Here is a 21691-nt window from a genome sequence, read left to right as displayed (position 1 = left end):
CAAATTTTGAAACTGGCGCGGTGTAATATTGCATTACAAAAAGGAAAAATTGAATTACAATTATTTGTGTTTAGATAATGAATCATAAGGGATAAGTTTAATTAGGAGTAGGCACCAAAAGAGAAGATTTCTCTGCTTATCCCTTCCCGGTTCATTGACTAATTATAATAGGGAATTAATAAAGTAAAACAAATCAAATTCGGTCATGAAAAAACTTTTTTTCTTAACAATTTTTATTGTGTTGATTCAGCACATGTATCCTCAAGGTTCTACAAACGCTGGTCCTGTGGATGTTCCACAGATACTTCCAGGTTCACCAGAAGCATCTAATCTGGGTAAATTTGGTGAAATCCCTGTGAATTTGGGGATAGGTGTGGCAAATCAAACCATTCCAATATACACAATTGAGGAAGGTGGTTTTGAATTGCCAATTTCTTTGAACTACAATTATACGGGCTTAATAGTAGATGAAATACCTGGGATTACCGGATTAGGTTGGTCTTTAAATGCAGGAGGGATTATTACTAGACAACTAAGAGGCCGTCCTGATGAAGAACCAAATGGTTATATTGGAATGAATAGGATAGGTGTAAATTGGGTGTTACCTTATGTAAATAATGAATTATCTACAGTAGATAGAAATAGACTTGAAGAAAATGCAGCTTCTGGTATTTGGGATACCCAACCTGACAAGTTTATGATTAGTGTTGGAAACATCCAAGCAACCTTTTATTTTGATGAAAATAAAAATGTAGTTGTTAAACCCTATAAACCTTACAAAATTGAAGTTATAGGGGGAGATTTTAATGAAGGAATCAAAGTTACAGATGATAGTGGGATTCAGTATTTTTTTAAGGATAAAGAAATCACTAAAAGAATTCCTCCTTTAGGAATTAATGATATTCTTTCTACGCCAGTAAATGGGTATATCTCAAGTTGGAAATTATCGAAAATAGTACTTCCCAATAATCGAAGTATAGATCTATTTTATAACAGTCATTCTCATAATCAACAAACCATTTCACAAACATTTACAAAATCTGTGGGACCAAGTGGTTGCGGTGATAATTTAAGAAATGCATGGACTAGATATAGTGTTTCTTCAAAAATTATAAATAGGATATCTTTTTCTTTAGGAGAGATTGAATTTAATACTTCTCTGCCAATAACTACCGATCTTAATGCTTATTTAGCTGTGCTTCAAAATATAAAGATCAAAGATCATTTTGACAAATCCATTTTGAACTATGATTTTATTTATGATGATAATAGTAAAACTCGAAAACTATTAACAAGTATAACAGTCAATAATGATAATAGTAATCGCTATCAGTTTGAATATAATGGCATTCCTACGGATATCATTTCATTTGCGCGACAGGATTTCTGGGGATATGCTAATTCAAATAATACAGGGAAATTAGTAAATATTAATGATTTATATGGTCCCAGAAAACCTGATTTTGATTCTTGTTCTAAAGGAGCGCTTCAGAAGATCATATATCCAACTAAAGGGTTTACAGAATTTACCTACGAACAAAATACTTATGATCCAGGGATCAACGGTGATGAGTATGATGATTTTTATGACGCTAATAATTCTGTTTGTACTTACAGTAATGAATCGCACGATTCTGCATCTTCGGCAACTGCTGGAAGTGATTCAGATATTATGGAATTTACAATTTCAGAAGATACTTCTGCTGAGATAATTATTTCAATAACAAAAGGCACTTCTGGCGGTGGATTAGGCGCGCGGATTTATAGAAAAAACACAGAGGATAATCAACAAGTAACTTGTCAATCCAGTGGTTTGGAAGAATGCGATTCTAGGAATCCTTGTTCTATAGCTGAGTTAAATTATGGCTCGGGGTTTTTAGAACCAGGTCAGGTACTCAACAATAGTTTTACAAAAAAAGTGTATCTCAAAAGTGGAACTTATATGATGTCAACATATGTAGATAACGTTGGCCCCGAAGGAGAGTCAAGAGCGTCAGTTAGAGTAAACCTGAATAGAGGTAATATAGTGCCGATATCATCACAAATCCGATCAAGACAAACCGGGGGTATTCGAATAGAAACAATAAAAAGTTGCCCTGATGATGATCCGGCAAATTGTATTTCTAAAGAATATCTATACGAAACAAATGATGGCATCAGTCAAGGATTACTTTTTAGAAGAAGGAATTTAACCTCTCATGAATATAATACATCTACTTTATTGAGTGGGAGTGTGCAAAATTGTATTTACAAAAGTTATTCAAGCTCAAGTAATATGCCTTTAGGGTATTATATTGGGAGTCATATAATCTATAAACAAGTTACCGAAAAGATTATTTCCGGTAATGTTAGTAATGGAACCAAAACACTAACCTTCAGTCATAATATTCCGACAGCCGTTTCTTTCCCTTTTGCAATTAAAGATGATAATGCTTACAAGAATGGAAAACTTTTGAAAACGGAATTATCGAAGTCCGATGGTACTTTGGTAAGACAAACTACTTATCAATATGATTTTGATGAAGATCTGAACTTTGATCGAAGAGTATATGCAATTAAAGTAGGACAAAATGGATTTAATTCTCAAGGACCAGGAAGCTATACTACAGACATTGTTAGATTTGACGCTAGTCGTAATGTAGATCGTCTAGTGCAAACCGCAGTGACAGATTATTATGATAATTCTTCAGTAGTAACTCAGAGTTTTAATCGTTATAATAATCCTTATGGGCATATTAAGGAGAAAGAAACTGTTAATAGTAATAATGAAATTAGTATTACTAAGTTTTTCTATCCTTATGATTTTACTACAAGTATTACAAATGAATTATTCAATCGTAACCAAATAGCTTCACCTATCGATGTGATTACTTCACAGCAGGTAGGTAATACAGAAAAAATATTATCTAAAGTACATAATATCTATAAAGATTGGGGGAATAATGTATTACTTCCAGAAGAAGTGCAAACTGCAAAAGCAGATGGTAATCTAGAGCCCAGAGTAAAGTATACATCCTATGATAATTTCGGTAATCCTACCGAGGTAGCCAAAACTGATGGTACACCTATGGCCTATATCTGGGGGTACAATCATCAATATCCAGTCGCTAAGATTGAAAATATGACTTATAGTAGGGTATCGGCTTATGTAAATGATATTCAATCCAAGTCAGATTTAGACACCGATCACAAAATGGGTGGAGAAGGTAGTGAAGGTGCGTTGCGTACCGAACTGAATAAACTACGGGTAGAATTACCGGCAGATGCCATGGTAACTACCTATACCTACGATCCTATGGTAGGAGTAACCAGTATGACAGATCCACGAGGATATACGGTGTATTATGAGTATGACGAGCTCAATCGTCTACAATATGTACGAGATGTTGATGGTAATTTGATTTCAGAGAATAAGTACCACTACAAAAATTAATCCTAAAAAGTAAGAAGACATGCAAAACAAGATATTAATGATTGTATTCCTATTACTTATGGGATACGGAGCACAGTCTCAGATCGGAGTTGGTTTAGACGGGGATACACGATATTATTATGACAGTGATGGCGATGGCTTTGGTGACCCCAATAGCGCTTGGTTAACATCTCCGGCAACAGGTTATGTATTAGATAAGCAGGACTGTAATGATAACGATCCATTAATTCATCCCAATACGGTTTGGTATCGTGATGTTGATGGTGATGGTAGAGGACGTACGAGTCCAACAAAAAGACAGTGTGCCAAGCCCTCTGGATATGTACGTTACAATGACGACAGAGACGATAACAATCAGTATATCACTCATATTGCTCCCAGGAACTATTATAGGGACGGAGATCGAGATGGATTTGGAAATCCTAGTATCAAGTATTATCGCAGTGCTCCTCCTAGTGATGGTTATACTTATGTGACCAATGGGAATGATTGTAATGATGGTAATGCATCGATTAATCCCAACAAGGTTTGGTATCGTGATTGGGATAGAGATGGTCGGGGTAATGCGACTGTTACCACACAGAGTTGTACACAACCGTCGGGTTATGTAGCTAACAATGATGATATCAATGATGGTAATGAGTTTATCACCAATATTCCACCACGATACTTTTACATTGATGGGGATTTGGATACTTTTGGCTCTCCAGCTGCAGCAACTAGAGTGTATCATAGTGTTCGTCCAAGTGGTTATGTGACCAACAATCTGGATTGTGATGATGGAGAAGGCGATATCAATCCCAATACGGTTTGGTACAAAGATGGAGATAGAGATGGTAGAGGTGATGCCGCGATTAGCGTCACTCAATGTGGTCAACCTTTAGGTTATGTACTTACCAGTGATGATATTAGTGATGGGAATGAGTATATCACCAATATTCCACCTAAGAATTTCTACAGGGATGCAGATAATGACACTTTTGGTAACCCTAGCATTAAGTATTACCGTAGCTTCCCACCTAATGATGGATATACTTATGTGACCAATGGAAATGATCGTAATGATAGTACTGAGTTTATCACCAACATTGCACCTAAGAACTTTTATCGAGATGTAGATATGGATAGCTATGGAGATCCTAATGCTCGATTTTACTATAGTGCAGCTCCAACAGATGGATATGCCTACGTGCTTAATGGAGATGACCATAATGACAATGATGAATACATCACCAACATTGCACCAAAGAATTTTTATAGAGATGTAGATACCGACACTTTTGGAGATCCAAATGCTCTATTTTATCGCAGTGCTGCTCCAAGTGATGGCTATAGTTATGTTCTTAATGGAGATGATTGTAATGATAACAACCCCAATATCCATCCCAATACCGTATGGTATAGCGATGGCGACAATGATGGTTTTGGTGATCCTGGTGATACACAAACGGGATGTGCTCAACCTACAGGGTATGTGACTGACAATATGGATCAGTGTCCTGGAGAGTATGGAGAGGAGATGGGCTGTACAGGTATCCCACACAGTCTTACGTTATCAGATACCGAGAGTTATGTATTTACCCGTACCTACCAAACCGCGATGAGCTCACCTAATGAGATACAGGTGAATAAGGATGTAATTGAAACAGTGACGTATTTTGATGGACTGGGAAGACCTAAACAACAAACGGCCATCAAAGGATCTCCTACCCAAAAAGACATCATCACTCATATGGAGTATGATGAAGTGGGTAGACAAGCCAAGCAGTATTTACCTTTTGCCAAGGCAAACCAAGGTAGTTATACATCGGTTAATATCACAACAGATATCAACCAGTATTACTTAGACACTTATGCGGCAGACTTTGCAGGGATTACGGGTCCAGTACAAGTAAATGCCTACAGTGAGACGATCTTTGAGGATTCTCCCTTAAACAGAGCACTAGAACAAGGCGCACCGGGTAAGGACTGGAAGGTAGACCCAAATAGTGATACTGATCATACCATCAAGTTTGATTGGGGAACAAATACTTCTAATGAAGTCCATTATTTCAAAGTTGCGTTTCCAATGAACAATGGTAGTTTGGATACCGAGAGTCCTTCTTTGACCAAAGATGGTTATTACCTAGCCAATGAGTTGTATGTAAGTATCACCAAGGATGAGAACTGGACTACAGCCGATGGCGATAACCATACTACCAGAGAATATAAAGACAAGCAAGACAGAGTGGTACTAAAACGCACCTTTGCTTCAACAAGCTCAGCTACAGCAGAGGCTCATGACACCTATTATGTCTATGATGATTTTGGGAATCTCTCATATGTGTTACCCCCAAAAGTGACCATTACCGATGGTGTTTCTAACATCGAGCTTGCCGAACTCTGTTACCAATACAAATACGATTATAGAAACCGATTGGTTGAAAAGAAGATCCCTGGTAAAGGATGGGAGTATATTGTGTACAACAAACTGGATCAACCAGTCATGACTCAGGATGCAAATCTAAGGAGTAAGAACCAATGGCTATTTACCAAATACGACAGACATGGTCGTGTTGCTTATACAGGTTTGATAGGCAATAGCAGTGATCGTGGTCCTATGCAAGAATCTGCAGACAATACGGTAGTATACACCCAACATGAAAGTAAACAAAGCAGTGCACAGACCATAGCAGGTACCACGATATATTATAGTAACAATGCCATCCCACAAGGGATTGCAGAAATCCATACGATCAACTATTATGATGATTACAATTTTGATCGTCATGGTATGGACAAGCCTGCAAGCGTATATGGGGTAGCAACTACAGATCAAGTAAGAAGCCTTGCTACAGGAACCAAGGTAAGAGTATTAGATACTAATAACTGGATTACTACCGTAACGGCTTATGACAATAAAGGAAGAGCGATTTGGATAGGGAGTAGAAACCATTACCTGAGTACTATCGATAAGACTTCGATGAAACTGGACTTTACTGGTAGAGTAGAAGAGACGACTACCTCACATGTTAAAAATGGAAGTACACCTTTGATCACAGTGGATACCTTTACCTATGATCATACCGGGAGATTACTTACCCAAACCCAAAAGATCAATGATCAGGATGTAGAATTAATTGTCAATAACACCTATGATGAGTTGGGACAATTGGTCAGCAAAAAAGTTGGTGGTACTTCGACTACGCTCAGCACCCAAGGAACCCTGAGCGGAGCCGAAGGGTTACAGACAGTAGACTATCGTTACAACATCAGAGGATGGTTAAAAACAATCAATGATCCCAATAATCTAGGAGATGATCTATTTGCCTTTGGGATAGCTTATAATAATGGAGCAAATCCGTTATACAATGGTAATATCTCACAAACCTCATGGAAAACGGCCAATGATAACTATCACCGTTGGTATAATTATGAGTATGATGCTTTAAATCGATTAACTACAGCCAATAGCCATAGTGGTAACTTTGATGTATCCAACATTACTTATGATAAGATGGGCAATATTGAAAGCTTAACTAGAAACGGTTTTGTAGGCGGGAATACCTTTAATGAAATGGATAACTTGTCGTACACCTACGATAGCGGTAACAAACTCCAAAAAGTAGCCGATACAGGTAATGATAACTATGGGTTTAAAGATGGTACCAATACCAATGATGATTTTGAGTATGATGACAATGGGAACATGATCATAGATCGTAACAAAGGGATTTCGGCAATTACCTATAATCACTTAAACTTACCCGAAACAGTTTCGATAAGCAATAGTGAGGGTACAGGAACAATTGCTTATATTTACGACGCCACTGGAGCGAAACAAAAGAAGATCGTAACAGGCGGAAGTTCTATAACAACGGAGTATGCAGGTAATTATGTATATAAAAACGGAAATCTGGAGTTCTTTAGCCATGCCGAAGGGTATATAGAAAAAGAAGCCAATGAGTACAAGTACGTATATCAATTTAAGGACCACTTAGGTAATGTACGCTTGAGTTACACTAAGACAGACTTAGGTTCTCTTGAAATTATTGAAGAAAGTAACTATTATCCATTTGGATTAAAACACAAAGGGTATAATAGTTTTGTTTCGTCTCGAGGGAATTCTACAGCTCAGAAGTTTAAGTATAATGGTATTGAGCATGAAGAGGCTTTAGGTATAGATTGGTATGAAATGGACCTCAGAAAGTATGATCCAGCCATAGGAAGGTGGAGTGGCGTTGATCCTGTTACACACCATTCTTTCTCTCCTTATAATGCCTTCGACAATAATCCCATTTATTTTGCCGATCCAAGTGGTGCTGATTCAGAAGATTTTATAAATAGTCTGTGGGAGAAATCAGGAGATGGAAAAACTATTTGGACCAACAATAATGATAGTACGTTTTCTGATGGTGAGGGTAATACCGCTTCTTGTGGGGATTGTAATACAGATCCCAAGAAAAAGAAAAAGAAAAAAAGTCGATCTCAATTGATGGGAGAAGGATATGCTAGAGGTTATAGCATAACAGGAGGTGGTTTCGTTGCAGCAATGGATGGTAGAGATCCATTTAATCCAACTAAGGCGGATGAAGATGAAGCAGACGACGCTTTTATGCAGGGGGTATTATTTGTTTCTGGAGAATGGGCTGTGGTTAAAATTTTTCAAGGAGGAGTATGGCTATATAGAACGATTCAAATAGGGCGAGGAGTTAAAGCTACTATGTCTTCCTCAAAGTTCTTGAAATTATTACAACCTGTAGATGAATTTGATGAAGCAATTACAATATTCCGAGGTACGACAGGTTCTGAAGCAGGTTCTTCATCATTGTTTTTAACGGATGATATTACAGTGGCTGCTACCTACATTAAAAACGGTGGTCAGGTAGTATCATATAGAGTATCACAGTATGCTTTAAAGTTTTTAGAGCAATCAGGATCTCTAAATCTATTTAGAGGTATTCATAAAGCTACAGGTAAAATTAACACTGAATATCAATTTATTGGAAAAGAATTAGTTGAAGCAATGAATAAATTAGCAAATCCATTAAAATAAAGAATGTTAAGGAATAGAAGAGAAAAAACATGCTGTCTTAAATTAAAAGGCTTGTATAACGTAAGTTCTGAATTTGGAATAAATTTTAGAGTAATTAAAAACTCGAAAAAGTTTATTGAAGAAAGTAAAAGACGAGGGGTTTCTGTAAAAAAAGATGAATTAAAATATATTCTGACAGATGGTTACTCAGAAAAATTATCGTCTAAAAAATCTAAATTATTATTTATAGAGTATTGTCCGTTTTGTGGCAAAAAGCTTAGTGATTTTTTTAATAATGATTCTCAGATAAATGAAGTTAATCACGATTGGTAGTTCAACTTCAATATAAGGGGGTGTCTTCAGATCAGATACCCTCTCTATTTACAATTATTTATCAAAATCCTTTAAGTTCCTTAAAAATAGGTTCGGATCTTTGATTATCAAAGCTAAAAGAAGAGTTTAAATTAACAGAATCTAAGAAATAATTTTTCTCATCTATGATTTTTTGATCAACATTTTCAGGGTGTTGAAACCAAATTACATAGTTGTTCTCATTTATAAACAACATATGTACTTCTATAATACTAATGCTTTTACCGCTGTAGATCTTTTTATGAACGCTTTTGTTCAATAAAAGTTTATTGATTTTGTAGTTTTCTTTAGAAATAACTTCCGTCTGATGCTTATCAGAAATACCATTCACTGCTCCTTCATAGTATTTTTCTAAATCACTTAGTTCAAAAATATCTGCATCAGAGTAAAATCCATCTGGTGATATGAAAACTGCGATTAATTTGTTTCTATCTAAATAATTATATGATCTTATTTTTAGAGTATCCTCAACAACATGTTTAATTGGAAATTTGAAGTTTAAATCACCATCAGTTAATTCTATCCAATCTATTCTCTGTGAATAACAAATTAAATTTAAAAGGACAAAAAAAACGAATAAACTTTTGTTCATTTTATAAATGAGCTTTTTTGACATTAGCATAAAAAAATCACCTAAAAGTACAAAAAGATAACCTTATCTTCTTCATTAATTATTTATAAGTTCCGCAGCTAGTCCTAGTTTGTGACTAGTGCCCAGGTATGAGTAAGATATATAACAAGTCAGTTTCATGTTTTGAAACTGACTTGTTGTATTTCTGGAAGGTTTGTCTAGTTTTATGCGGGGCACAAGTTGCAAACTAGCTACAATTGAGGCCAAAAAACCCGAAATAGGTTACATATGCAACAGGGGGAGGGGTACTGGTATAAGTACCCTTTTTATTGTACTGCATTCGTTTGGGGTACTACTCGAAGTACCCAATTATAATCAAAAACATACTAAGGGGTACTTCAAACAGAAGTTGGGGGTAGTAGAAACAGAAGTGAATCTATGTTAAAACATAAGTTGAACTTGTGTTCAACACAAGACGCACCTGTGTTTACAATAGGAGGTACCCACGACGATTACTAGTTAAGGGTAGTGTGATAAGTGGGGAGGGGGTACTTCAGAAGTACCTAAAAACAAAAAATATAATGAGATGATCTATGCTTCCAGAACAAGATGCAGTTTAATAAATTTCTGGAATTACTTCAAATACAAACACTTTCTCTCATAATCGATAATTGCTTTGCCTCGTTTTAGGATATCTGCACCTATGATGCCATCTACGGGAGCAGCATCATGTGCTACCAAAGCCGAATTGACATGAGTGAGATCAAATAGCACCAGTGATATTCTTTTTTTATGCCAGCTCCCCAATTGTATGTTGTTCTTTTTGGAAAGTTGTGTGGTCATATCCGTAGCACCGGCACCAGCAGCTTTTACATCACTATCTTCGGCAAAGAGATTGAACTTATGTACTGCCTCAAAACCAACACAAGAGTTAGAAGCTCCAGTGTCTACAATAAAAGTACCTTCAATACCATTCAAAATTGCGGTGACCTCAAAATGCATGGTTTTGGTAGTAGTCATTTTGATCCTGTGATACTCTTTTTGCTTCAGAAATTGTCGTAATGTATTCATGTTTTATTTTGAACAAACTTTCGCAAAAGTAGTACAATTAATAGCAATAACACAAAACCAATAATATACCAATAATAAGAAAAGGTATTAGGTCGATCGATTTCTCCGTAGTATACAAATGCTGCCCAAAAATAAGGGGATTTTTCGGCGTTGGAAATGTCTTCTGCAGCTAGGTAATCTCGTTTTGATTGATATAAAGCATTGGATTTAGAATTGGAAGCATTCAGGTGTTTATAAAAGAGTTGCATCAGTTTGGAGGTGGTTTTGTCATTCACTCTCCAAAGAGAAAAAAGAACATTTTCTACCCCAGCGTATTGAAACCCTCTCCCGATACTAATCGGCCCTTCTCCCTTGGCAAGTTTCCCGATTCCGGTTTCACAGGCACTCAGCACAATCAAATCTGCGCTAAGGTTCGTCCCGTATAATTGATTCACCAAAATATCTTTGTCTATAAATTTTATAGACGCAGGTCTCGAGAAACTACCAGCCTCGGCATGGGTGGATAGATGTATAATGCTATGATTGTTGGCGGTTTGGATAAAGTTTTGATACGTGGCCTGTTCTTTTTGGATATACATACCTTCAAAATAGTCTTGAATGTATTTACTTTCTGTTAAGGAATGGGGGAGGGCTAATGGGGTATCCTCAAAAACGGGAAAGACTCCCAGTACGGTATGATCTGCATCATTTTTGGATGTGGAATGTACATACTTGCTTGCCGAGATCTCATAGTGCACTTCTGTGGTATGTAATAAAAAAGGCATGTTCTGAAAACTAAGCGCGGTTGAGCTTTCAGTGAGTAGGGTTTCAAAAGGGATAAAGTTTAGCAACCCATCTGCGACTACAAGAAGTCGATTGGCATCCTTGGGAACCTGTAACAAGGTAAAGAGTTGTGCGGCATCTTTGGTAAAATCCGTCACCTGATTTAATATAATGGCCGAATCATTAAAATACCCAATATAATTTTTAATGCTTTCCTGAAAAGAAGCAGTGTTTTTTATTTTTCTGATCAGAAAGGAATCGAAACTAATTTCAAATTGATAAACATTTTGTTGGCCATAAAAATAGGCGATCATTATTGTTTGATCCTGCTGCAACTTTTCCTGTAAATCATTTATCGATATGGGTTGTTGGAGCTGAAGGAGTTTTGGATATTTGTTTTGAAGGGTTTGTGTTACAGCTTTAATTTCTAGTGACTTGGCATCATAGGCTGCTGTCCATTTTTGAATGTTAGAGATGTTGGCAGTATCCCTTTTTAGTTTTTCCTGCACTATCAAAACCTCCAAAGATGCTAATGTCGAAGTGATTTGCTCTTTTTGTTGTACCAATGCATCATTTTGATATTGAGAGAGTACCTTTTTAGAAAGTAACGCTTCACTTACCAATGGTGCTTTTGAGTGTTCTGCAGCTTGAAATGCTTTTTCGAGATATCGTTGATCTGCTGTGGATTGATACAGTTCAAAAAGAAGATCAATATAAAGTTCGGTTCGATTTCTGTTTTGACTGTGCTGTATGATTTTGGTGTCTTGTAAAGGATATAGGCTATTCAGCTTTTTGTTGACTTCAAAAGCGAGTTCATAGGCTTTTAAGGCTTCTTCAGGGTTTTGAAGTTGTATAGAAAGATGTGCATGTAGATCCAATATTTTTAAAAGAATCGGATCTGTGACTAGATGATCTTCTAAGGGTAATGGATCTTTGCTTTCATATTTTGGTAGTATTAAAGAATAGAGCTCTACAATGCTTTTTTGCACTTCCTTAAATTTTGAAGCAGATAATAATAGATCAATATACCCCAATTGTAATTTGGCTAGAGATCGTGGAGTGGCGTTATCATTGTTTAATAATTGAAATCTAGCCTGCTCCATATAGTGTTGCCCTGCTTGTAGTTCTCCTTCTTGTAAAGCTACAGCGGCCAGAATCTGATAAGCATTAATCTGTTTAGAATCTATAGCTATGATTTGTTTTGCTAGAGTTTTGGCTTCGCTATAATTACCAGCATCCAAATGATTGGTGGCAATATTGTTTAAGATATTCAGGTTTTTTGGAGCTATAGAGAGGCCCTGATTCAAAACGGTAATTGCCTTTACATACTCGCCTTGATTGTGATAGGCAATCGAGAGGTTGGTAATGGCAGCAACAATTTTGGATTGATTTTGAGATTGCTCTGCCAAATACAAATAGCTTTTTATGGTGTTCTCTGCTTTGGGAAGGTCACCTATTTTAAGGTATAAATTACCCAAAGGTTGTAAGCAGTTTTCGATAATGTCATAATCTGATAATTGATATTGGTAATAGGTGCTCCAGGCTTTTTCGTAATACAATATCCCAGAAGAGAGATTTCCAAATTGCTGTTGGTAGTATCCCAAATTACAGTGCACCACCACCCATGCCAGCTGATCTTCTTTGGTGATCAGTTTTTCTTTTTTTGGGTGGATGAGTTTGCTAAGTCGTAAAGAGCCAGATGAGGTAGGGTTTTGCAAAAAGTAATCCAACTGTTTGTATAAAAAAGTAGCCGTGCTTTCTTGGGATTGTGCATGGATATTACAATAGCCAATGCTAAGCATTGCAATAAAGCAAAGGAATACTCTAAAATTTCCAAATCCCATATACTTGAATTTGAGAGTTGGGAGCGTCAAAATTGTACACATATCGTACCCCAAGACTTGGTCCAATTCGTACTGTACCCAGATTCATGCCTACAAATACTCCAGCTTGTGCATTTAAGAAACTGTCTGTAATTTCTTCTGCAGTAAAAGAGTTAAGGTCTGGATTGGGAGTAGGAATACCATTTACTAATGTAAAAGCTTCCCCAGTAGTTTCCTGATCATTAACATTATTCATGTCTAATTTCAACTGTACCCCAGCACCCATGGCAAAAAAGTTATTGAAATTATATCGAATCGATCCCGGTACTGCATATACGGTGATGTTGTTGAATTGATTCAATTCAGAAAATTGAATAAGTGACGTAGACCCATCGGCATTGACGGTTCTGGTTTCAAAATTTCGTACTTCGTCATGGGTTGAAGTAGAGAAAAACAGCTCCGCCTGATAATAGGCTCTATAGGATTTGAAAGGGGATAAGGTGGCCCCCACAAAATATTCACGTTGATTGTCTAAGTCGGGAACAAAAATATATCCTGCCTTGGCGCCTATAGAAATGCCCGGGATAAATCGTGTGGTGGCATAATTGGTAATTATGGGTTCATTTTTGTCAAAATAGATGGCAGTTTTACTTTTGGTTTTTTTCTTATGAAAATCCTTTCCAAATTTCATCGAGTATTTTACAAAACCTTTGGTAGAATCAATTTCGGCAACATTCTTTTGTTGGCTACCCGGGAGATAAATCCTATTGAATTGAAAAATGATCTTATCCTTTTTTAATATGGTATCCAGACAACTATAATTTACTTCCCGATCTTTTGGGCATATTGGGCATTCAGGATACATACCATCAATCCGTAAGGTGGATTTGTCAAACATTTCTGGAGTATCCGATTCTAGCCTGATAGTGTTGGCAGGTCCTTCGCCATTATTTTGGAAACGAACTTTGAATTTGAGGCGTTTAAATCGAACTAATCGATAGTTCATCAACCAACCGTTGGAGGACATCTTGTTGGGATCATGAGAGGTAACGATTTCCATCTCCGTATCCTTTACGGTATGGTTGTCATAGCTGTCATCAGGAACATAAACACTACGTAGCGTCACAATAGCGCTGGTGTCTTTAATCATTTCGGGAGTGGTCTTCAGTGTTCTGAAGATGTTGCGCTCTTCACCAGGTTGCATATCGTTAAAAGCTATTACTTGATAATCGCGATATAAGGCTTTAGACTCTTCTAGGGTTAAAGGTAGATTTTTACGTTTGGTGGTGTCTTGTACAAAAAGTGTTTTGTTGTGCAGTATAGAATGTGAAGATGATGCCAATAGGGTATGATCATCATTTTCAGGTAAAGTCTCGGTAATGGCATTCAAAGGGATAATTTGTTCCCCATGATGCATTCGGGTGTCTTCAATGGTGAAATTATCGTTCTTAAATTTGTAATCGTTGTAAAATAAATACAATTTCCCACTAGAAACGTAGTTGTTGGTGTTTTTATAGCTGGTGATGATCACCATTTCCTGATCAGGAATGGGTTCTCGATTTCGTTTGATAAGCAAGTCCTCTTCTTCTTTAAATATAGAATTCGAATCTAATGACGCTTCCTCTAGAGTATTGTTTATCGCAACAGATTTGGGTCGGCTAGCGGGTGGTTTCCCATTGTCATAATTGTTTGTTGCCCAAAGTTTAGCTTGATAGCTCCCGGATTTAGGATAGGTATGAGTAGGATTTTTTTCAAAGCTGTAGTTGCCATCCCCAAACTCCCAGTAGTAGGTATAAAATGCCTTCGGCGCTCCTGCAATTTGATTAAGCGGAGGCATTTCGGCTCCAAATGTCACCTGGTTACCATCGATATCGTAAGAAATCGGAGCAATTCTAGGAATGGTGTCGTTAGTATTGATCTGAGATATGCCCAACATCGGGAAACACAATATTCCCATATAAATAATTGAAAATAAAAACCCCCTCATGTTTTTTTTTGTTTGACGTTACTAAAGATAGTAAAAAGTTAAATGTTCAAATTCCGGGAAGTCATCTTCCCGGAATTTTAGTAACCGTATTTGTTACTATTTACTGCCATGCATCGTTATAGGCGTTGTAGATCATTTGGCGCAAACTCGTAGTGCTTTGCAAGGTGACTCCTTGTGTGTTCATTACAATCACACAGTCGATCCCATTTGCAGGAAACATTACTATTTGTGTTCGTACTCCTTGTGATACGGATGGGTCACTACTGGTTCCAATCGAACCTGCTTTTCCGTAATAACTTCCGTGGATCTCGTCGTTAGCATCCTTTACATCCATACCCAATCGATGCAGTTTCATAAGATCTCTTTGGTCTTTAGATACTAGTGTTTCAGTATGCTCGAAGAACGCATTGACTTTTGCCATTTCCAGCGTACTCATAAAGTATCCTCCTCCTCCGGATTTGTTGTTCCAGCCACCGTAGTACTGACCATTGTTGTTTGTATCTGGGTCATTTACGTTATAATATAATGTCGATATTTCTCTGTTTTCTGGCGTACAACCTACTAATGGCAATGAAAGCCTATCGAAGATATTTTCCTGCATGTATAAAAGATACATGAATTGGGTATTGGCATCGTTTTCAATATCGATCGCATTGTTGCTTACTGCACTCCAAAGCGAAGGGATTAAGACTCTAAATAATGCAAAATTCACATTCAAATAATTACGAGATTTAGAGTTGACTACTCCGGTTTCGATACAATCCTTAAGTCCTTCGTAACCTAGGGTAGTATCAAAGTTATTATTGGTGCTCTGTAGTCCAGATTCGTGTTTTAATAAGTCTTTAAAAGTCAATTCACTTACCCCAGGTCCTTTTGCCCATGATTCAGGTAACCAATCTTCAATATTGTCTTCTATAGTTAGATTGTTGGCTTCTAGTAACTGCATCGCGCCGATTGCCGTGTAGAATTTGGAAACACTGGCGATATTAATTTCTTTGTTTAAAGTGAAATCAAGGGCTCCGTCTGCAGCTGTTCTTGCCTGACCATAGGCGTTGGATCTGGATAGGTTTCCGTTTGCGCTAATCGTATATGCCCATCCTATGGGCGCGTTGCCACCAGCTTCGACATAATCGATAAGATTTTGCTCAAATAAGTCGATGTCAAATACAGGACTGTTTGTCTGTATATCTGTAATCCCATCATCCGTTTCACAACTTCCGAAAAAGAAAAGAGAAAAGGCCGAAAATAAAATGCTTATGCATATTTGTTTTACATTCCTACTGTTTTTTGGTAATGCAAGTGTTGTGTGATTCGTTATCATGTCTTTCTTTATTTTTTTGTTTTACACCCTCAGATCAAGTGCTTTGATTTTTTGTTACCCTTTTTTTGGAATTTTTTTTCAAAATTTCTGTCTGGATATAGAAATTCCGGGAGCTATACCCCCGGAATACTAACTCGAATATGCCGTAACCCCCGTTAACCTGTAAGCATATTCCAGTAATTTTTTATGCGTTAAGGAAGCGCATTGATGATGGCTACCAATTCGGCTTCTGTAGCCGTCGAAGTAGTTCCAATTACCTCTACATGATTTTCTTCTACAGTAGCAGATTGGATTGCATATATATACTGACCGTCTTGAACAGATACAAAAATGATATGGATCTCCAGTCCTATTGGGATCAATCCATAATGTTCAGAAAATAGACCAGTATCTGGGTCATAAATATCTAGTAGCGCTAAAGTGCCAGGTTCTCCATCATAAGAGATGTATACATTAGAATTGGTGTTGTCATATCCTTCTGGTGGATCTACACTAAGTACCGTTTTTGGTCTGGGATCACTAAACCATCGATCAATATTGGTCCATCCAAAGTGATCGGCAATACCCAGATAAAAGGTTACGCCCATCCCATTAGGCCCTTCTCGTTGAACGATTTCCAGGTCTCCCTGATCGTCTTCTTCCCAAACCACATCGCAATCTAAGTCAGTCTCGTCGCAATCATTGTCCTCTGCACTAAAAAGCACCATTTCGTGGTCAACCTGATCCGTTGGAGCAAATAGCTGAAATCCATTGGCAAGTTCTAAGGGTGATCCATCCTGGGTGGCATTTACATAAAACTCTCCTCCAGAAACCAAGGTTTCTACATCGCCGTTGGGTCGTTTCCCGTTGGTGGGCATTTTGGTAAGTAGCATTTTGGCTTTGTCATAGATTTCAATCAACTCTATTGATACGCTACCAGTAACAGGATCTCCGTTTTGATCCAGAAAACTATTGGGTCCAAAGTAAAGAATGGTCCCTTCTGCACCATATACTTCTCCACCGGTGTCTGCGTTCAAAATCGTCGTTTGTTTTGCTTGTTCACGTTGATCCTTTATGGATTGTGCTAACTCTTCTCCATCTAAGATTTCCTGAATCAAAATTTCGTTATCATCATTTTTACAGCCCACAAACAAAAGAGAAGTGAGTAGAAGTGATAGTAAAAACGGAATTACTTTTTTGGTTCCTCCGTTGTTTTTTGAGGATACCCTTGTTGTATTCATTGCTTTCATAATTTTTAAAGTTTTATTGTTTACGACCTCATATCAATAGCTTTAAAGTTTTGTTACCCATTATCTTGAAACTTTTTTTAAATTAGAAGCGCTAACCAATTGTCTATGGGGAATTCCAAACCACATGCTGATCAAAAGTATATCGAGGCGCTTTTACGAAATGATAGTAAGGTATTGGCTGAGATTTATGAACGATTTGCGCCCAAGGTGGTAGGCTATATAAAGAAAAACAGTGGTGACGAGTCTCGGGCACAGGATATTATTCAGGAAACGCTGATTACGATTTACAGACAAGCCACTGAAAAAAAACTGCAACTTACATGTCCGTTTGATGCCTATTTCTTTTTACTGTGTAAGCGCAAATGGATCAATGAATTGAATAAATCTTCGAACAAAGAGGTAACAATTAACGAAGGTGTTGTATCTATTGATGATGAGAGTGCTCGTTTTGTTGAAGAAACCGAATTGTACGCGGCAAAACACGAACTGTTTGAAGAAATGTTTGACCAATTAGGAAAAGCGTGTAAAGAATTGTTGAAAACTACTTTTACCATAAAATCTTTGGAAGAAGTAGCGCAAAAATTAGGACAGTCCTATGGATATGTTCGAAAAAAGAAATCTTTGTGTATTGGTCAATTAACGCAACTAGTTCAAAGTGCTCCAAGGTTTAATCACTTAAAGAATTTGTTATGACCCCAGAAGAAAAATACGAGTTGTTCGAGAAATACTGCAGTCAGGACCTTTCTGTAGAGGATAAGGCAACTTTGGATCAAATATTGACCGAAGATGAATCGGCGAATCAAGAATTGAAAGTATATCAGGAATTATGGTCCCATTTGGATAGTAATTTCACTACCGAAAAACAACAACAGGAGCTAGAAGATAATCTCAAGCAAATCGGGGATTCCTATTTCAATACAACCACTACACCAAAGAAATCAAAAGTAATACAAATGCCTAGATGGGCCTATGCCGTTGCAGCTAGTGTAGCTCTGGTTTTTGGAGTCTACTTTTTTAATCAGGGAAATCCAACCTATGATGATTTTGCAACTATCCCCGAATTATCTATTGGTGAACGTTCGACCTCAAGTGAGGATGCCAAAAATGTAGAAAAGGCATTCAATGCTGGAGACTATAAAGCAGCAGAAAGTTACTTTTCTTCGCTATTAGTAGAAGATCCTGATAATACCCAATATCAATTTTATTATGGGATTGCATTGTTAGAACAGAACAAATATGCAAACGCTACTACTGTTTTTGAAAGTTTGTACAAAGGAAACTCGGTGTACCGCTATCGAGCATTGTGGTTTGAGGCACTCAATCAATTAAAACAGGAGAAGTATGAGTCATGCGCAGGATTACTAAAGAAAATTCCAGAAGATGCAGAGGACTATCAACAAGCGCAAAAACTATTGACAAAGCTGGATTAGAATAGGGAATGGTGTACTTCTTTATGCTGTTAATTTGTTTATAGATTGTCTTAAAAAATCTAAAATAATGTAATGTATATGCTTTTGTCTCCACTAAATTGATGAATAAATCATTAAAAAGAAAGGGCATATGAAGACTTTAGATCAAATACAACACATCGAAAAAGAGCAAATCGCATTTTTACATTTTCCCAAAGAAGAAGTTTTAGATAAAAAGAAAGAGGTAAAAGATAGATGTCAAAAATTACGTAGGGCACTTCGATTAGGTAATTTAGAACATGTAAAAGTCAAGATTCGTTTTGTAGACAACGAGGGAACAAAAGAAGTAGAGACGACCATATGGGGAGTTACCTCCAAGTATGTTATTCTCAAAAAATCCATGGTACTTCCTTTAGAAAGAATCATCAGTATTTCTTAAATTGATGTTACGCCAATTATATTGGTATTAGATATAGCGACCAAAAGTGAATTTATTTACTTTTGCCGCATGATAATTACAGACACCCATACACATATTTATAGCGAGTCTTTTGAAGAAGATCAAAAGGAGATGATGCAGCGAGCTATAGAAAAAGGAATCACACGGTTTTTTGTACCTGCTATAGATTCTACCTACACTACATCCATGTACGATATCGAGGCGCAATATCCCGAAAATGTATTTTTGATGATGGGGTTACATCCTACTCATGTGAAAGAAAACTATGAAGAAGAATTAAAACATGTTGAGCTAGAGTTGGCAAAACGAACTGCTCCTAATGCAGAAAAGAGATTTTATGCAGTGGGAGAAATAGGCATCGATTTGTATTGGGATAAAAGTTTTCTCAAACAACAACAAGAAGCATTTAGATATCAAATTCAATTGGCAAAAAAGTATAAAATGCCGATTGTAATCCATTGTAGAGAGTCTTTTGAAGAGGTTTTTGAAGTTTTGGAACTGGAAAAAGGGGAGGAGCTATATGGTATCTTTCATTGTTTTACAGGTACCATAGAAGATGCGCATAGAGCTATAGGGTATAATATGAAATTAGGTATCGGTGGAGTTGTTACCTTCAAGAATGGGAAAATCGATAAATTCTTAGATCAAATACCTTTGGAGCATATTGTACTCGAGACCGACGCGCCTTATTTGGCACCGACTCCTTATAGAGGAAAACGAAACGAAAGTTCTTACATTACCAATGTACTGGATAAGTTGGTAGATATTTATCAAAAACCTGTAGACGAGATTGCGGCTATTACTACCCAAAACTCTAAAGATGTCTTCGGGATATAATTTATAATGCATTAAATTTTGTTCATTTGTGTTATGAGCAGTAAATCAAACATACTTCTTATCTATACTGGTGGTACTATCGGTATGATCAAAAATTTTGAAACAGGGGCTTTGGTAGCATTTGATTTCAATAAGCTATTGTCAAATATTCCAGAGCTAAAACAATTGGATTGTAATATCGATACCATAAGTTTTGATGAGCCTATTGATTCTTCAGATATGAATGTGGAACGTTGGAAAGAGCTTGGGGATATTATTAATGATCATTACGATAAGTACGATGGTTTTGTGGTGCTTCATGGAAGTGATACCATGTCGTATACGGCTTCTGCCGTGAGTTTTATGTTTGAAAACCTGGCAAAGCCTATCATTTTTACGGGATCGCAGTTGCCTATTGGAGATTTGCGAACCGATGCCAAGGAGAATTTGATTACGGCGGTTCAGATAGCAGCATTACAAGAAAAAGGTAGACCTGTAATTACCGAAGTAGGCTTATATTTTGAGTACAAACTGCTTAGAGCCAATAGGACCACAAAACTCAATGCCGAGCATTTTGAGGCTTTTCAATCCCTAAATTATCCGGCTTTGGTAGAGTCTGGAGTGCATCTTAAAGTACATACACCTTTTTTGAGAGCTGTAAACAGACGGAAGAAAATGGTATACCACACTCATTTTGATAATAATGTCGTAGTGATCAAAATGTTTCCGGGGATCAATGAAACGATACTGAAGGGAATTTTTGAACTGCCTAGTATCAAAGGAATTGTATTAGAAACCTATGGGTCGGGAAATACAACTACCAAAGAATGGTTTGTCAAAATGCTATCGCAGACAATCAAAAAGGGTATTCCTATTATTAATGTGACTCAATGTGTTGGAGGAAGCGTCGAAATGGGGAAATACGATACCAGTGTTGCCTTAAAAAAAGTAGGCGTAATCTCAGGAAAAGACATTACAACCGAGGCAGCAGTAGCCAAATTGATGTATTTGTTGGGCGAAAATTTACCACTTAAAGTCCTTAAAACCATCTATGAAACCTCGCTACGTGGCGAAATGTCAGAAAATTAACGCCTCAAATTTTATTGGTTAACATTTTTTTTGTTATTTGCCCATCCCATTTTTGGGAAATGAAGAGAGGTGGCCGAGTGGTCGAAGGCGCACGCCTGGAAAGTGTGTATACGTCAAAAGCGTATCGAGGGTTCGAATCCCTTCCTCTCTGCAATATATTTAAATATTTGACAGTTTTTATAATATTTTTATATCTTTAACCCTTTAACTAATTAAAATTAAGAATCAGCGCAATGAAAAGACTATTTTCTATTCTGGCAATCACAGCAGTAATGGCTTTTGGAAATTTACAGGCGTCAACTGCACCTGCCCAGTTATTAACGACTAATGTGCA

14 protein-coding genes and 1 tRNA gene are annotated in these 21691 nt (G+C 37.0%); 9 read left to right on the top strand and 6 right to left on the bottom strand.

Features of this window, described 5'->3' with window-relative positions; all coding sequences use genetic code 11:
* Nucleotides 1–205: 205 nt before the first annotated feature.
* The 3 genes from ACXAGJ_RS14260 to ACXAGJ_RS14250 are packed head-to-tail and all read left to right on the top strand — an operon-like array spanning nt 206 to nt 8780.
* Complete coding sequence (locus tag ACXAGJ_RS14260; RefSeq protein ID WP_474840840.1) at nt 206–3433, top strand: RHS repeat domain-containing protein; 3228 nt, start codon at nt 206–208, stop codon at nt 3431–3433.
* A 19-nt stretch (nt 3434–3452) separates the two neighbouring features.
* Nucleotides 3453–8468 (top strand): DUF6443 domain-containing protein, encoded by a 5016-nt coding sequence (locus ACXAGJ_RS14255; RefSeq protein WP_474840839.1) that lies wholly within the window; start codon nt 3453–3455, stop codon nt 8466–8468.
* Nucleotides 8469–8471: 3 nt separating this feature from the next.
* The gene (locus tag ACXAGJ_RS14250) at nt 8472–8780 is read left to right on the top strand and encodes a hypothetical protein (RefSeq protein ID WP_474840838.1); all 309 of its coding nucleotides are present in this window, start codon (nt 8472–8474) and stop codon (nt 8778–8780) included.
* Nucleotides 8781–8841: 61 nt separating this feature from the next.
* Here ACXAGJ_RS14250 and ACXAGJ_RS14245 read toward each other — a convergent pair whose 3' ends face one another.
* From ACXAGJ_RS14245 to ACXAGJ_RS14220, 6 genes are all read right to left on the bottom strand, one after another.
* Nucleotides 8842–9411, bottom strand: coding sequence for a hypothetical protein (locus ACXAGJ_RS14245; RefSeq protein WP_474840837.1), 570 nt, complete (start codon nt 9409–9411; stop codon nt 8842–8844).
* Between the two features lie 612 nt (nt 9412–10023).
* Nucleotides 10024–10461 carry a retropepsin-like aspartic protease gene (locus tag ACXAGJ_RS14240; protein ID WP_474840836.1) on the bottom strand — a complete coding sequence of 146 codons (438 nt, stop codon included), beginning with the start codon at nt 10459–10461 and terminating at the stop codon, nt 10024–10026.
* Nucleotides 10458–13067 carry a CHAT domain-containing protein gene (locus ACXAGJ_RS14235; RefSeq protein WP_474840835.1) on the bottom strand — a complete coding sequence of 870 codons (2610 nt, stop codon included), beginning with the start codon at nt 13065–13067 and terminating at the stop codon, nt 10458–10460. The genes ACXAGJ_RS14240 and ACXAGJ_RS14235 overlap by 4 nt, the downstream gene beginning before the upstream one ends.
* A complete protein-coding gene (locus tag ACXAGJ_RS14230) occupies nt 13048–15033 on the bottom strand; it encodes a PKD domain-containing protein (protein WP_474840834.1) in 1986 nt (661 codons plus the stop codon). Before ACXAGJ_RS14230 ends, ACXAGJ_RS14235 begins: the two co-directional genes overlap by 20 nt.
* Before the next feature lie 100 nt (nt 15034–15133).
* Nucleotides 15134–16354 (bottom strand): serine hydrolase domain-containing protein, encoded by a 1221-nt coding sequence (locus ACXAGJ_RS14225; protein ID WP_474840833.1) that lies wholly within the window; start codon nt 16352–16354, stop codon nt 15134–15136.
* Between the two features lie 191 nt (nt 16355–16545).
* Nucleotides 16546–17574 carry a hypothetical protein gene (locus ACXAGJ_RS14220; RefSeq protein ID WP_474840832.1) on the bottom strand — a complete coding sequence of 343 codons (1029 nt, stop codon included), beginning with the start codon at nt 17572–17574 and terminating at the stop codon, nt 16546–16548.
* A gap of 114 nt (nt 17575–17688) precedes the next feature.
* On the opposite strand from ACXAGJ_RS14220, the gene ACXAGJ_RS14215 reads away from it, so the two are divergent.
* The 6 genes from ACXAGJ_RS14215 (at nt 17689) to ACXAGJ_RS14190 (ending at nt 21508) form a co-directional block, all read left to right on the top strand.
* Entirely contained in the window at nt 17689–18276 is a 588-nt protein-coding gene (locus tag ACXAGJ_RS14215; RefSeq protein WP_474840831.1) for an RNA polymerase sigma factor, read from the top strand.
* The gene (locus ACXAGJ_RS14210) at nt 18273–19013 is read left to right on the top strand and encodes a tetratricopeptide repeat protein (protein WP_474840830.1); all 741 of its coding nucleotides are present in this window, start codon (nt 18273–18275) and stop codon (nt 19011–19013) included. Before ACXAGJ_RS14215 ends, ACXAGJ_RS14210 begins: the two co-directional genes overlap by 4 nt.
* 130 nt (nt 19014–19143) lie before the next feature.
* Entirely contained in the window at nt 19144–19431 is a 288-nt protein-coding gene (locus tag ACXAGJ_RS14205; RefSeq protein WP_474840829.1) for a hypothetical protein, read from the top strand.
* Between the two features lie 69 nt (nt 19432–19500).
* Nucleotides 19501–20289: a TatD family hydrolase gene (locus ACXAGJ_RS14200; protein ID WP_474840828.1), complete on the top strand. Its 789-nt coding sequence runs from the start codon at nt 19501–19503 to the stop codon at nt 20287–20289.
* 33 nt (nt 20290–20322) lie between these two features.
* Nucleotides 20323–21357 carry an asparaginase gene (locus tag ACXAGJ_RS14195; protein ID WP_474840827.1) on the top strand — a complete coding sequence of 345 codons (1035 nt, stop codon included), beginning with the start codon at nt 20323–20325 and terminating at the stop codon, nt 21355–21357.
* A gap of 63 nt (nt 21358–21420) precedes the next feature.
* Nucleotides 21421–21508 (top strand) — tRNA-Ser (locus ACXAGJ_RS14190).
* Nucleotides 21509–21691: the final 183 nt, after the last annotated feature.

The organism is Aquimarina sp. AWH4_224 (genome assembly GCF_056160245.1).
Note: the sequence above shows the minus strand (reverse complement) of the source record. Positions and strands in the feature narration are given on the sequence as shown.